This is a genomic window from Thioalkalivibrio sp. ALE17 (genome assembly GCF_000425605.1).
GTDB lineage: Bacteria > Pseudomonadota > Gammaproteobacteria > Ectothiorhodospirales > Ectothiorhodospiraceae > Thioalkalivibrio.
Genome location: NZ_KE384404.1, coordinates 164,199 through 176,008 on the forward strand (window position 1 = coordinate 164,199; position 11,810 = coordinate 176,008).

Here is an 11,810-nt window from a genome sequence, read left to right on the forward strand (position 1 = left end):
GCGCTATTGCGCGTAGCGGGCCTCGTCGCGCTCGTGGGCCTCCTGGGCGGCAACGCTCAGGGTGGCGATGGGCCGCGCCTCCAGTCGGGCAATCCCGATCGGCTCGCCGGTCTCCTCGCAGTAGCCGTATTCGCCGCGGTCGATGCGCGCCAGCGCCGCGTCGATCTTGTTCAGCAGCTTGCGGTAGCGATCCCGCGTGCGCAGCTCCAGGCCGGCATCCGTTTCGTGGCTCGCCCGGTCGTTGGGATCGGGCTCCTGCCAGCTCTCGCTGCGCAGGTGCTCCAGAGTCTGTTCCGATTCCTCGATCAGCTCGGCACGCCAGGCCTCGAGCTTGGCGCGAAAGTAGTCCAGCTGACGCGGATTCATGTAGGGTTCGTCCTCGGACGGGCGGTACCCGGAATCCGGGCGGGTCTTGGCATCTTGGCTCATCTCGGGCCCCTCGCCAGGCCCCTTTCCGCCCCATGCGGAAAGGCCCCGGCGCGATACGCGGTACACCCGATCGAGTATAGGGCAATCCCCCCGTCGGGCGGCAAACAGAAAAACCCGCCCCGATGCACATCCCTGGAACCACGGACACCGACACAGCCCGCATGCAGCGCATCCTCCAGATCAGCGACACCCACCTGGGCCGGGAGCCAGGCCCGATCCGGGCCGGCTACCCCGACAGCGACCGCCAGCTCGCACGGGTCCTCGAGGCACTGGCCCGGAACGAGGACCGGCCGGACCTGCTCTGGCTGACCGGCGACCTGGCCGAGGATCCCACGCCGACCGCCTACGCGCGTCTGCTGGGCCTACTCGACCAGCACGTAAAGGGCTGGCCCGTCGCCGGACTGGCCGGCAATCACGACGACTGGCACACCCTGCACCGCGCGTTCGACACGGCCGGGTACCCCCTGGACGGCCACCGCATACAGGGCGACTGGCTCCTGATCGGCGTCAATTCGGCGGTCGCGGGCCAGGCGACCGGCCGTATCGAACCCGCCGAGCTGGAACGACTGGATCAGTTACTGACCAGCCATCCGGAGCACTGGGGCTTGATCGCCATCCATCACCCGGTCGTCCCGATTGGCAGCGCATGGATGGACCGGATCGGCCTGACCAATCCGGACGACCTGTTCGCGGTGCTGGATCGCCACCCGCGCGTGCGCGCCTGCCTGTTCGGGCATATTCACCAGGACTTTCGCGGCGAGCGCCAGGGCATCGAGCTGCTCGGCTGCCCCTCCACCTGCATCCAGTTCGCCCCCGGATCCGAACGCTTCGCGCTGGATACCGAGGCCGCCGGCTATCGCGTGCTGGACCTGCACCCGGACGGACGGCTCGACACCCGCATCCAGCGCGTGAGCGAGGAGGCTCGCACATGATCCCGGACGATACCCGCAGCCATCAGCTCCGGGCTTGGCTCGCGCGCCAGCCAGGCGATTTCACGGACCTTGCCCTGTTGCGTGCGGATGCCAGTTTCCGCCGTTATTTCCGCCTGCGCCGCGATGGCGAGCCGGTGGTGCTGATGGACGCCCCGCCGGAGCGCGAGGCCACCGAACCGTTCGTGCAGATCGCGGGGCTGCTGGAGTCGCTGGGTCTGCGCCCGCCGCGCGTGCTGACGCACGACCCGGCAGCCGGATTCGTCCTGCTCGAGGATCTGGGTGACCGGACCTTTACCCGGGCACTGGCCGAGGGGTCCACAGAAGGCCCGCTGTACGACCGCGCCATCGACACCCTGCTCCAGCTCCACAGCGCCTGGCCGGCCAGGGCCGCGACGGCCCCGGCCCTGCCCGCCTACGACATGCCGCGTCTGCTCGACGAGGTCGCCCTGTTTGTCGACTGGTACTGGCCGGAACAGCGGGGAGCGCCGCTGGCGACGGCCCGGCGCGACGCCTTCCTGCAGGCCTGGCGATCGGCGCTGGACGGGCGCCCGAGCCTGGACGGGACCCTGGTCCTGCGCGATTTCCACGTCGACAACCTGATGCTGCCCCCCGGCGAGGACCGGGCCTGCGCCGTGCTGGATTTTCAGGACGCAGTCATCGGCAGCCCGGCCTACGATGTCGTCTCGCTGCTGGAGGATGCCCGCCGCGAGCCGTCCCCGGACACCGTGGCGCAGGGCCTGGAGCGCTACCTCGCGGCTGCATCCTGGGACCGCGCGGCATTCATGCACCACTACCGGGTCCTCGGCGTCCAGCGCACCACCAAGATCCTCGGGATCTTCGTGCGCCTCGCGCGGCGCGATGCCAAGCCCCGCTACCTGGAGCACCTGCCCCGCCTGCACCGCTTGCTGGCGCAGGGGCTGATGCATCCGGAGGTGGAGCCGGTCGCTGCCTGGTTCCGTACCGACATGCCCGAACGCTTGCAGGACAACTAGACCATGGGGACACACGGATCCATGCGCGCGATGATCCTGGCCGCCGGCCGCGGCGAACGCATGCGCCCGCTGACCGACCACTGCCCGAAACCCCTGCTGCCAGTCGGCGGGCGCCCACTGATCACCTACACCCTGGACCGCCTGGCGGCCGCGGGCTACCGCGAGGTGGTGATCAACCTGGCGCACCTGGGCGAGCAGATCCGCACGACGCTGGGCGCGCAGCACGCCGGTCTGGCGATCCACTACTCACCAGAGCCCGAGGGGGCCCTGGAGACCGCGGGCGGCATCCGCAAGGCGCTGCCGCTGCTGGGCGACGCGCCGTTCCTGGTCGTCAACGGCGATGTCTGGTGCGACCATCCGCTGACCCCGCCGGAGACCCTGCGCCGGTCCACCAACCGGCCCCTCGCGCACCTTGTGCTGGTGGACAACCCGGAGCATCACCCGCAGGGCGACTTCACCCTGAAGGACGCACAGATCGGACTCGACGACGGCGAGGCCCTGACCTTCAGCGGCATCGGCTGGTACGACCCGGCCCTGTTCCGCGATCTGCCGCCCGGCCGCCATGCGCTCGGCCCCCTGCTGCGCCCGGCCATCGCCGCCGGCCGCATCACCGGGGAGCACCACACCGGAGACTGGCGCGACATCGGTACCCCGGAGCGCCTGGCGGCACTGGACGCCGAGCTGGGGAAACGCTGAGCGCCCGCCGTCACGAAGTGAACGGCACCCGCGCCATCGCCCCGATCAGGGCTTGATGTAGGTATACCCGGCGCGCTGCAACCGGGTCAGTTCCACGATGCCGCTGGGCACCACATCCTGCTCCGCCACCTCGTGCAGATCCTCGCGCTCCAGCCCGCGCGAGGCCATCGTGTTGCCGCACACCAGGAAGCGGACATCCTGCAGTTTCAGGGTATTCACCGTACTGCGCAGATCCGGATCGCTGCGCGCGTGCTGCAGCAGGCTGATGCCACTGCCATGCATTAGCACCTTGATCTCCAGCGGTGAGCCATCAGGGCTGCCATCGATGTGATTCTGCAGATTACGCAGGGCGTTCAGGTGGAGCTCCGGGTCATCGGAATTGATGTGATAAACCACCCGGAGCGGCTCGTCGGCGGCCGGGGCGTCGGCGACCGTGCCAAACAACAATGCCGTCGCGCCGCCCGCGGTCAGCATCAACAGAAACGCCCCGGCCAGAAACCAGCCGGGGCGTCTTGTGCGGTTCGCGGGCGACATGCGGGGTGCCGGCAAGGCCGGATCAGACCTTGATGTAGATCCAGCCCTCGGCCTGACGGCGGGCCGCCTCGGCGACGCCGGAATCGATCAGCTCGGCCTGCGGCAGGATGTCGACCGTCTTGCCCTCCTCGCGCGCCAGCCGGTTCAGGGTCTGGGCACAGGCGGTGAAGCGCAGCGTGGGGTAATCCTGCGCCATGCTGGCGACCCGCTCCGGATACGGGGCGCTGTCGGTACGCAGCAGGTCCATCGCATTGTTGTGCACCACGACCTGCACGTTCAGCTCGCGCCCGACGGCGGCCGCCTCGCGGTACATGCTCTCGATGTCATCCAGGAGCTCCGCCATCGCGCGGCGATCGGCTTCATTGATATGCAGCAGGATCTGGTCGGTCTCGGTGGCGGAAAACACCTGCTGTGGCGCCGCCGCGCCGCCCGCGACGTCATCGCCGGCGGCCATCTGCGCCATGGCCCCGGCGTCCTGATCGATCGCGGCCGACGGCTCGCCGCCGAAGAAACCGGCATCCCGGGTGATCTCGTAGCCGCCCAGCGAACCCACGACCAGCGCGAGCACCCCGGCGGCGACCGAAGGGAACCAGGCCGAACGACCGCCGCGCGACAGCCGGCAGCGCCCGCCGGGGGCCCCGGTGCGACCGGCCGGCACATCCTCGTACGCCATGTTCACCAGCTCCTTGAGCTGGTGCATGTCGCAGACTTCGCGGCTCAGGTGCTCGCTGGAGGCAATCGTCTTCAGGGTGTGGAGACGATCCTCGGGCGAAAACTCGCCATCCACGAAGGCGTTGAGGATCTCCTCGCTGGGGCGGTTCCTTGCACTCAGTCGTTCATTCGACATGCCGATTCCTCACTACCTTGAGATAGGGTGTATCGGCCGCTTTCCCCGTGTCGGCCTGCTGCTCCAGCAGCACCTTCTTCAACTGTGCCCGAGCGCGGCTCAGGCGACTCATCACGGTGCCGATGGGTACATCCAGCACCTCCGAGACCTCGGAGTAGGCAAAGCCTTCGAGGTCCACCAGCGCGACCACCTGCCGGTGATCGGTGCTCAGTTCGGCCATCGCCCGGTGAACGTCCGCCACCATGCGGTTGCGTTCGGTCTGCTGCTCCGGGCAGTCCTCGCAGGGCAGCTCCATGCTGTCCACGTCCACCGTGTCCTTCTGCCGCCGTCCCCAGTCGCGGTAGCAGTTGGTCATGATCCGGAACACCCACGCCTTCAGGGCGCTCTCGTCCTGCAGCGACTTCAGCCGGGTCAGGGCCTTCATCATCGCCTCCTGCACCAGATCATCCGCCAGCGCGGCATCGTGACACCACGCAAAGGCCATGCGGTACATCTGGGGCCGCAGGTCGCATACCTTCTGGCGCAGCCTGCGCTGCGCGAACCAGGTTGCCATGTTGTGTTTCCTCCATCCGCAGGCCGTACATGCGGCCTTGCTTGTTCTTGTACCCTGTAGGACGCTACCGGGCGCGGGGCTATTCCGATACTCCGGCCTTGCGACCGCACAAATCGCGCATCCCCGATTCCGTCGATCAGGATACCCAATGCCATTCGATCCGCAACAACTGGAGCGCGCGTTCGCGTTCGACCCTGACACCGTGCAGGACCTGCGCGAGCGCTGGTCACGGCTGATCACCGACGCGGTCTGGGGTGAACTCAAGACCGGCACCATCGGGGCCGTCCCGCGCCTGCGCAAGCGCCTGCTGGAGCTGGGCGAGAACCTGCGCTCCATGCTGTCGGACCGCGCCTGGATCCCGCACGAACGCGAACGCGTGAAGGGCGCGATGGCCGCCAGCCTCAACCTGCGCGACAGCCTGCAGCAGACCGACCGCGCCGCCAAGCTACTGAACGGTGGTGCCGATTTCGAGACCTTCGAGGCCGACTACCTCGCCTTCCGCAAGCACCTGCTGGCCTTCATCGAGCACCACGAACAGATCTGGGGCGACCTCCTGGAGAGCCTCTACGACGAGGCCCCGGACACCGACGACCGGGACGAGGACTAGATCTTGGGCCGGGAAATCCGCGAAGAGCACTTCGGCGCGGCGGATTTCGACCGTTTCCACGAGGCCCTGGCCGACGAGACGGCCCGGCTGCTGGACTGGCTGCGCACACAGCCGGCGACCGACTCCGCGCCGCCGCCGCGGCTCGGCTTCGAGATCGAGGCCTGGCTGTGCGACGCGCAAGGGCGCCCGCTGCCGGTCAACGAGGCCTTTCTCGCGGCGATGGACAGCCCACTGGCCACCCTGGAGCTGGCCCAGTTCAATGTCGAACTGAACAGCAGCGTCTTCCGCGCCGGGCCCGGCTGCTTCGGCGCGATCCTCGAGGAGCTGCGCGAGACCCTGCGCCAGGCGCGGCGAGCCGCCCGTCATGCCGGAGCCGACCTGCTGATGGCCGGGAGCCTGCCGACCCTGGAGCCAGCCGATCTCGGGCTCCACCACATGTCCCGGCAGGCCCGCTACCGGGCGCTGAACAGCGCCATCCTGGAACAGCGCGCCCAGCGCCCGCTGGAGGTGGATATCGTCGGCCACGAACACCTGCAGCACCGCCACGCGGATGTGATGCTGGAAGCGGCGGCGACCTCCTTCCAGGTGCATATCGAGACCCGGCCCGATCGCGCCCATCGGGCCTACAACGCCTCGCTGGTGGCGGCCGCTCCGGTCCTCGCCGCCGCCGGGAACACGCCCTACATCTTCGGCCACGACCTGTGGGCCGAGAGCCGCATCCCGCTGTTCGAGCAGTCCGTGGAGGTAGGCGGATTCGCCAACTCGGCACGCGGCCCGATCCGGCGCGTGACCTTCGGCACCGGCTATCTGCATGACTCGATCGGCGAGCTGTTCACCGAAAACCTGGAGCACTTTCCGGTCCTGTTGCCGGTGGCACTGGACGAACCGGCCGACCAGCTGGCTCACCTCGCCTTCCACAACGGGACCATCTGGCGCTGGAACCGCCCCATCGTCGGCTGCGATGCGGATGGCCACCGCAGTCTGCGCCTGGAGTTCCGCTGCCTGCCCGCAGGCCCCTCACTGATCGACATGCTGGCCAACACGGCCTTCGCCCTGGGCCTGATCGAGCACCTGGTCGCCGAATCGCCGGACGGCACGCTGGAGACCCCGTTTTCCGAGGCCCGCGACAACTTCTACAATGCAGCCCGACACGGACTGGACGCGCGCCTGCGCTGGGGCCACCGCGAACCGGCCCCGGCGCCCCGCCTGATCACCCGCGACCTGCTGCCCCGAGCAGCCGAAGGCCTGGAGCGCCTGGGCATCGAGCGCAGCGAACGCGACGCCCTGCTCGGGATCATCGCCGCGCGCGTGGCCAGCCGCCAGACCGGCGCACGCTGGCAGCGGGACTGGGTCGCACGCCACGGGCGCGACTGGCCCGGGCTGGTTCGCGCCTATCGTGGCTGGCAGAACACCGGCGCGCCGGTCCACACCTGGGGACTCTGAGGAAACCCGTGACGCAATCCATCATCGAACACTTCGAACTACCCGACGGCTTCCTCGAAGCCACGCCCGAGACGTTGCACCAGTGCGTGCCCGGCCCGGCCCTGATCCACCTGGAAGGCCAGCGCGAACCCGCGGTGGCCGTGGTCCTGTTGCTGCACGGCAACGAACCGGTGGGCCTGCACGCGGTACAGCAGCTCCTGCGTCATTACACCGGGCGGCCGCTGCCACGCGCCCTGACGCTGATCGTGGGCAACCCGCAGGCGGCGGCGGTCAATCAGCGCCACCTGGACGACCAGCCGGACTTCAATCGCATCTGGCCGGGCACCGAACAGGCCGGTTCGCGCGAGGCCGATGTCTTTGCCGAGCTCTGCCGCCGCCTGGAGGGACGCGGCCTGTTCGCCGCGATCGACCTGCACAACAACACCGGGCGCAACCCCCATTACGCCTGCATCAATCGCCTGGAGTCCCCGTTTCTGAACCTGGCCGCGCTGTTCGGGCGCACCGTGGTCTACTTCACCCGGCCGCGCGGGGTTGCCTCCATGGCCCTGGCACGCATCGCGCCGGCCGTCACTCTGGAGTGCGGCCACCCCGGCGACGCCGCCGGCGTGGACCACGCCCGCGAGATGATCGACGCGGTGCTGCACCTGGACCACTTCGTGCCCGAACCGCCACGCGAGGGCGCCATCGAGCTCTTCCACACGGTGGCTCAGGTCCGGGTGCGCCCCGGCTTGCAGGCCGGACTGGAGGCACAGCACGACGTGCGCCTGGAACCCGACCTCGACGGCCTGAACTTCCAGCTGCTGCCCGCCGGTTCCCGCCTGGTACAGGTGCACGAAGATGCCGACGAGCCGCTGGTCGCGATCGCCGAGGACGGCTCCGAGGTCACCGGGGATTATCTGGAGCGCGCCGGCCAGGAGATCCGGCTCAAGCGCCCGGCCATGCCGTCCATGCTCACACTGGACACCCGGGTCATCGCCCAGGACTGCCTGTGCTACCTGATGGAGCCGCTGTCCCTGCCCTAACCCATGCTGACCCATGGGCCGGCCGCAGCCGGGAGGACGCGATGCGCGATCAGGCGTCGCGTTCGACGCGCTCGAGGACCTGGGCTACGTGATCGCCCTTGCGGTAGTTGGGGAGGTCACGCTGCATGTCGGCCAGCGCCTTCTCGCGCGCCTGTTCGCTGTCGTACCAGCGATAGGATTCCCAGTCCGGCCCCAGCAGGTGCGGCATGGCCATGGTGCTGCCTTCCGGCAGGCGGATGCGGATTCCGTAGCGTTTCATGGATTCGTCCGAGGTTGCTCCCTTGAGGGGCCGCCCGCGCGCAGGCACGCGACCCGGCGCGCAGTCTATCCGAGCCCCTGCATACCGGCAATACAACACCGCCGCGCCGGGTCCCCAAACAAAACAGGGGCTGTCATGTCGCTGACAGCCCCTGTCCGGGATTCGGTGGTGGCTACGCCCTGATTCGAACAGGGGACCCCATCATTATGAGTGATGTGCTCTAACCAGCTGAGCTACGTAGCCACGCGGGCTGCGAATTCTCCGGAGGCCGGCGCATAAAGTCAAGCCAGCGCGGCGCCGGGCGGGGTTCAGATCTGCAGGCGTTCGACCACGCGACCGTTCTTGAGGTGTTCTTCCAGGATCTCGTCGATGTCGCGCTCGTCCTGGTAGGTGTACCAGACGCCCTCCGGGTAGACCACCGCGACCGGACCCTCGTTGCAGCGATCCAGGCAACCGGCGGTGTTCACGCGCACCTGGCCCTTGCCGTGGATGCCCATGGCCTTGGCCTGGGTCTTGGCGTAGGCGCGCATCTCGGTCGCCCCGTGGTCCTCGCAGCAGTTGCCGTCCTCGCGGCAATTGGTGCAGAAGAAGATATGGCGCTGGTAGTAGCCCATGGAAGTCTCCAGTGATCCCTGCGGCTTATGATAACGCTGCCGCCCGCAACACGACGGATGGCAACGTTCGCGTCGGTGCCTTCAGCGCGCCGACGCTTCAGCGAAAGCGATAAACCAGACTCACGTCCGTGATGGTGTCGGTATTTTCCACGCCGGGCTCGACGTCGGTGTTGTGCTTGACGGTAAAGCTGGTGCGCAGGGACATCCGACTGGTGACATCCGCGGTCAGGGCGAGGATGTTCTCGATCTCGGTGTTGTCGCTGCCGGTCAGGACCAGCAGCTCGTCGGTAAGACGGGCGTTCTCGCTGATCTCCCAGCGGAAATTGCCGGCCAGGCGACCGACCGGCTCGCTCTCGGTCTCGCCAGTGGTGCGGATGCGCACCTGGCGCATACCGGCACCAATCTCGCCGTCCAGCCGCACGCGTTCGCCGTCGATCAGGCGACGACCGTAACCGGCCGTGGCCGAGCCCTGGTAGTCGTAGTTGCTGAAGCGATCCCGCTCGTAGCGCAGCGCCCCGAACAGATAGTCGTGTTCGCCCAGCTTGCGGTCCGCCTGGTAGCCGGCGACGTAACGCTCGCCGGTAGTCTCGTCATCCTCCTCGTGGAAGTAGGCATCCAGCCGGATGCGATTCCGCCAGTCGATGGTGGTGTGCTCCGCGCGGAAGCGCCCCGAGGCCGTGGTGGATTCGGTATTCCCGGTGGTCATGGAAGCCCCCAGCTCGATCGTCGACTGCCAGCCTTCGGCCTCCCAGGCCAGGCCCTGCGAGACTGGTATGCTCAGCAGGATGAGCGAGGCAAACGCAGACCCGACGGGCCGAAACGAACGCACGAGCATGGGAAACCTCCCGGAATCAAATGAAGGCAAAACCCTAGCAAAGCCGCTGGGGGCATCGGACCAGCCCCTGAGATTCTCGGGGCTTTCCGCCGCCGACCAGTGCGTACACTGCGGGCTGTGCCTGCCGCACTGCCCGACCTATGGCTGGCACGGCGTCGAGGGCGACTCTCCGCGTGGACGACTGACCCTGATGCAGGGTCTGGCGCAGGGCCGGCTTGCGCCCGAATCCGAGCGCCTGCGCGGGCACCTCGAGGGGTGCCTGGGCTGTCGTTCCTGCGAGGCAGTGTGCCCGGCACGGGTGCCCTTCGGGGCGCTGATCGATCGCGCCCGCGAGATCCTCGACGAGCACCCGGCCGCCCCGTCGCGGGCGGACCGCTGGCGGCACAGCGTCCAGCATCGGGCGCTGCTGCATCCAACCCTGCGCAGCCTTGGGGGACTGGTCGCGCGGACCGGTGCACGCCTGGGGGCAGAGCGCCTGCTCCCGCGCGGCGGCTGGGAACGCAGCCTCGCCCATACCCGGGACTCCCTGGTCCCCGCCCCCCGGCTGCGCCCAACCGCGAGGCCGGACGAGGCCGACGTCCTGCTGTTCACCGGCTGTATGGACCGCTTCTTTACCGGGCCCGACCTGGACGCGGCGCTGCACGTCCTCGAGGCCCTCGGTCTGCGCGTGGCGATCCCGCAACGGCAGGTCTGCTGCGGCGCGCTGGACCAGCACACCGGCCATCGCGCGGCCGCGCAGGCCCTGCAGACACGAAACCTCGAGGCCTTCGGCGACGGGGATCAGCCAGTCATCGCCCTCGACAGTGGCTGCGAGGCCACGCTGCGCGAATACCCCGAGGGCACCCTGGGCCGGCGCAGCCTGAGCCTCACGCGCTTCCTGGCGCAGCACCTGGAAGCGGGCACCACCGCGGACCTCTGGGATGACACCCCCGTCCGGATCGCGCTGCATCTGCCCTGCACCCAGCGCAACGTCACCCGCGAGGCGCGCGAACTGCCCGCTTTGCTGGAGCGCCTGCCCGGGGTCTCCCTGACGCCTGTGGCCGGCGCACCGAATTGCTGCGGCGCGGGTGGCACTGCGATGCTGACCCAGCCGGCCATGGCGGACGGCCTGGGCACCGAGACGCTGCAGGCGCTCTGCGATGGCACGCCGGACGTGATCATCAGTCCAAATGTCGGGTGCAGCGTGCACCTGCGCGCCCTGGCCGGCGACCAGGCGGATATGCCGGCCATCCTGTCACCCGCGCGATTCCTGGCGCGGCGGCTGAAAAACCCTGCCCACGACCCCGCTGGGCGCTGATCCCGGGCCCCGCTTGCGGTACTCTTGAGGGGTACGCCTTGATGCCCCAACCGGACCGGAACCATGCGCCGACTCTCCCCGCTGGATCACCTGATCAACCAGGCCGATGCCTTCGTCAAGGTCATCTCCGGCCAGGCCCGTTCCACCGGCCGCCCGTCGCCGGGCGGGGACGATATCGGCCCGCATCTGGAGGATCATGAGCGCGACCTGTCCACCCGTCTGATGCGCGTGAACCACGCCGGGGAAGTCGCGGCGCAGGGGCTTTACCAGGGCCAGATGCTGACCGCCCGCACCCCCGCGATCCGCGACCACCTGGACCAGGCCTCGCGCGAGGAGGGCGACCACCTGCACTGGTGTGCGCGTCGGGTGCACGACCTGGGCGGGCGCACCAGCCTGCTGGGGCCGTTCTGGTATGTCGGCTCGTTCGGGATGGGTGCCCTGGCCGGCCTGACCGGCGACGCCTACAGCCTGGGCTTTATCGACGAGACCGAGCGCCAGGTGGAACGCCATCTGGACCGCCACCTGGAGCGGCTGCCGGCCCAGGACGAGGTCTCGGCGCGCATCCTGGCGCAGATGAAGCAGGACGAGGTGGAACACGGCGCGCATGCCATGGCGCTGGGCGGCAAGGCGCCACCGTGGCCGGTGCGCAATCTGCTGATGCCCCTGACCTCCAGCGTGATGACGCGCACCGCCTACTGGATCTGACTCGCCAGGCGAGAGGACGGGCGTCAGGTGCCGCGCGCAACGCGC

The 11,810-nt window shown here is 68.9% G+C and carries 15 protein-coding genes and 1 tRNA gene; 8 read left to right on the forward strand and 8 right to left on the reverse strand.

The window, feature by feature from the left end; translation table 11 throughout:
* Positions 1-3: 3 nt before the first annotated feature.
* Positions 4-429, reverse strand: coding sequence for an RNA polymerase-binding protein DksA (gene dksA, locus H609_RS0111725; protein WP_018865906.1), 426 nt, complete (start codon positions 427-429; stop codon positions 4-6).
* A 161-nt stretch (positions 430-590) separates the two neighbouring features.
* On the opposite strand from dksA, the gene H609_RS0111730 reads away from it, so the two are divergent.
* Genes H609_RS0111730 through murU form a run of 3 tightly spaced genes read left to right on the forward strand, consistent with a single transcriptional unit; the run spans position 591 to position 3,049 of the window.
* Positions 591-1,361: a phosphodiesterase gene (locus tag H609_RS0111730; protein ID WP_028485020.1), complete on the forward strand. Its 771-nt coding sequence runs from the start codon at positions 591-593 to the stop codon at positions 1,359-1,361.
* Positions 1,358-2,353, forward strand: coding sequence for an aminoglycoside phosphotransferase family protein (locus H609_RS0111735; protein ID WP_028485021.1), 996 nt, complete (start codon positions 1,358-1,360; stop codon positions 2,351-2,353). The genes H609_RS0111730 and H609_RS0111735 overlap by 4 nt, the downstream gene beginning before the upstream one ends.
* 21 nt (positions 2,354-2,374) lie before the next feature.
* Entirely contained in the window at positions 2,375-3,049 is a 675-nt protein-coding gene (murU, locus tag H609_RS0111740; protein WP_028485022.1) for an N-acetylmuramate alpha-1-phosphate uridylyltransferase MurU, read from the forward strand.
* Positions 3,050-3,094: 45 nt separating this feature from the next.
* On the opposite strand, the gene H609_RS0111745 is transcribed toward murU, so the two are convergent.
* From H609_RS0111745 to H609_RS0111755, 3 genes are read right to left on the reverse strand one after another with little or no spacing between them, the layout of a single operon-like run.
* Positions 3,095-3,583, reverse strand: a complete 489-nt coding sequence (locus H609_RS0111745) for a DsrE family protein (protein WP_019583061.1) — start codon at positions 3,581-3,583, stop codon at positions 3,095-3,097.
* Between the two features lie 22 nt (positions 3,584-3,605).
* Entirely contained in the window at positions 3,606-4,430 is an 825-nt protein-coding gene (locus H609_RS0111750) for a hypothetical protein (RefSeq protein WP_028485023.1), read from the reverse strand.
* Positions 4,420-4,983, reverse strand: coding sequence for an RNA polymerase sigma factor (locus H609_RS0111755; protein WP_017942834.1), 564 nt, complete (start codon positions 4,981-4,983; stop codon positions 4,420-4,422). The genes H609_RS0111750 and H609_RS0111755 overlap by 11 nt, the downstream gene beginning before the upstream one ends.
* A 148-nt stretch (positions 4,984-5,131) precedes the next feature.
* Between H609_RS0111755 and H609_RS0111760 the strand changes: the two genes are divergently transcribed.
* Genes H609_RS0111760 through H609_RS0111770 form a run of 3 tightly spaced genes read left to right on the forward strand, consistent with a single transcriptional unit; the run spans position 5,132 to position 8,055 of the window.
* Positions 5,132-5,590 (forward strand): hypothetical protein, encoded by a 459-nt coding sequence (locus H609_RS0111760; RefSeq protein ID WP_018875992.1) that lies wholly within the window; start codon positions 5,132-5,134, stop codon positions 5,588-5,590.
* Positions 5,591-5,593: 3 nt separating this feature from the next.
* Positions 5,594-7,033: a glutamate-cysteine ligase family protein gene (locus H609_RS0111765; RefSeq protein WP_028485024.1), complete on the forward strand. Its 1,440-nt coding sequence runs from the start codon at positions 5,594-5,596 to the stop codon at positions 7,031-7,033.
* 8 nt (positions 7,034-7,041) lie between these two features.
* A complete protein-coding gene (locus tag H609_RS0111770; protein WP_018865914.1) occupies positions 7,042-8,055 on the forward strand; it encodes a M14 family metallopeptidase in 1,014 nt (337 codons plus the stop codon).
* Positions 8,056-8,104: 49 nt separating this feature from the next.
* Here H609_RS0111770 and H609_RS0111775 read toward each other — a convergent pair whose 3' ends face one another.
* The 4 genes from H609_RS0111775 to H609_RS0111790 all read right to left on the reverse strand — a co-directional run bounded on the left by H609_RS0111775 (position 8,105) and on the right by H609_RS0111790 (position 9,763).
* Positions 8,105-8,314, reverse strand: a complete 210-nt coding sequence (locus tag H609_RS0111775) for a hypothetical protein (RefSeq protein ID WP_018865916.1) — start codon at positions 8,312-8,314, stop codon at positions 8,105-8,107.
* Positions 8,315-8,480: 166 nt separating this feature from the next.
* A tRNA-Met gene (locus H609_RS0111780) sits at positions 8,481-8,557 on the reverse strand.
* Positions 8,558-8,622: 65 nt separating this feature from the next.
* Positions 8,623-8,928: a ferredoxin gene (locus tag H609_RS0111785; RefSeq protein ID WP_018865917.1), complete on the reverse strand. Its 306-nt coding sequence runs from the start codon at positions 8,926-8,928 to the stop codon at positions 8,623-8,625.
* A 97-nt stretch (positions 8,929-9,025) separates the two neighbouring features.
* Positions 9,026-9,763, reverse strand: a complete 738-nt coding sequence (locus H609_RS0111790; RefSeq protein WP_018875976.1) for a YdiY family protein — start codon at positions 9,761-9,763, stop codon at positions 9,026-9,028.
* On the opposite strand from H609_RS0111790, the gene H609_RS0111795 reads away from it, so the two are divergent.
* Positions 9,762-11,060, forward strand: a complete 1,299-nt coding sequence (locus H609_RS0111795; RefSeq protein ID WP_081659445.1) for a (Fe-S)-binding protein — start codon at positions 9,762-9,764, stop codon at positions 11,058-11,060. The two genes, H609_RS0111790 and H609_RS0111795, sit on opposite strands and share 2 nt — an antisense overlap.
* Before the next feature lie 63 nt (positions 11,061-11,123).
* Positions 11,124-11,765, forward strand: a complete 642-nt coding sequence (coq7, locus tag H609_RS0111800; RefSeq protein WP_018865920.1) for a 2-polyprenyl-3-methyl-6-methoxy-1,4-benzoquinone monooxygenase — start codon at positions 11,124-11,126, stop codon at positions 11,763-11,765.
* Positions 11,766-11,810: the final 45 nt, after the last annotated feature.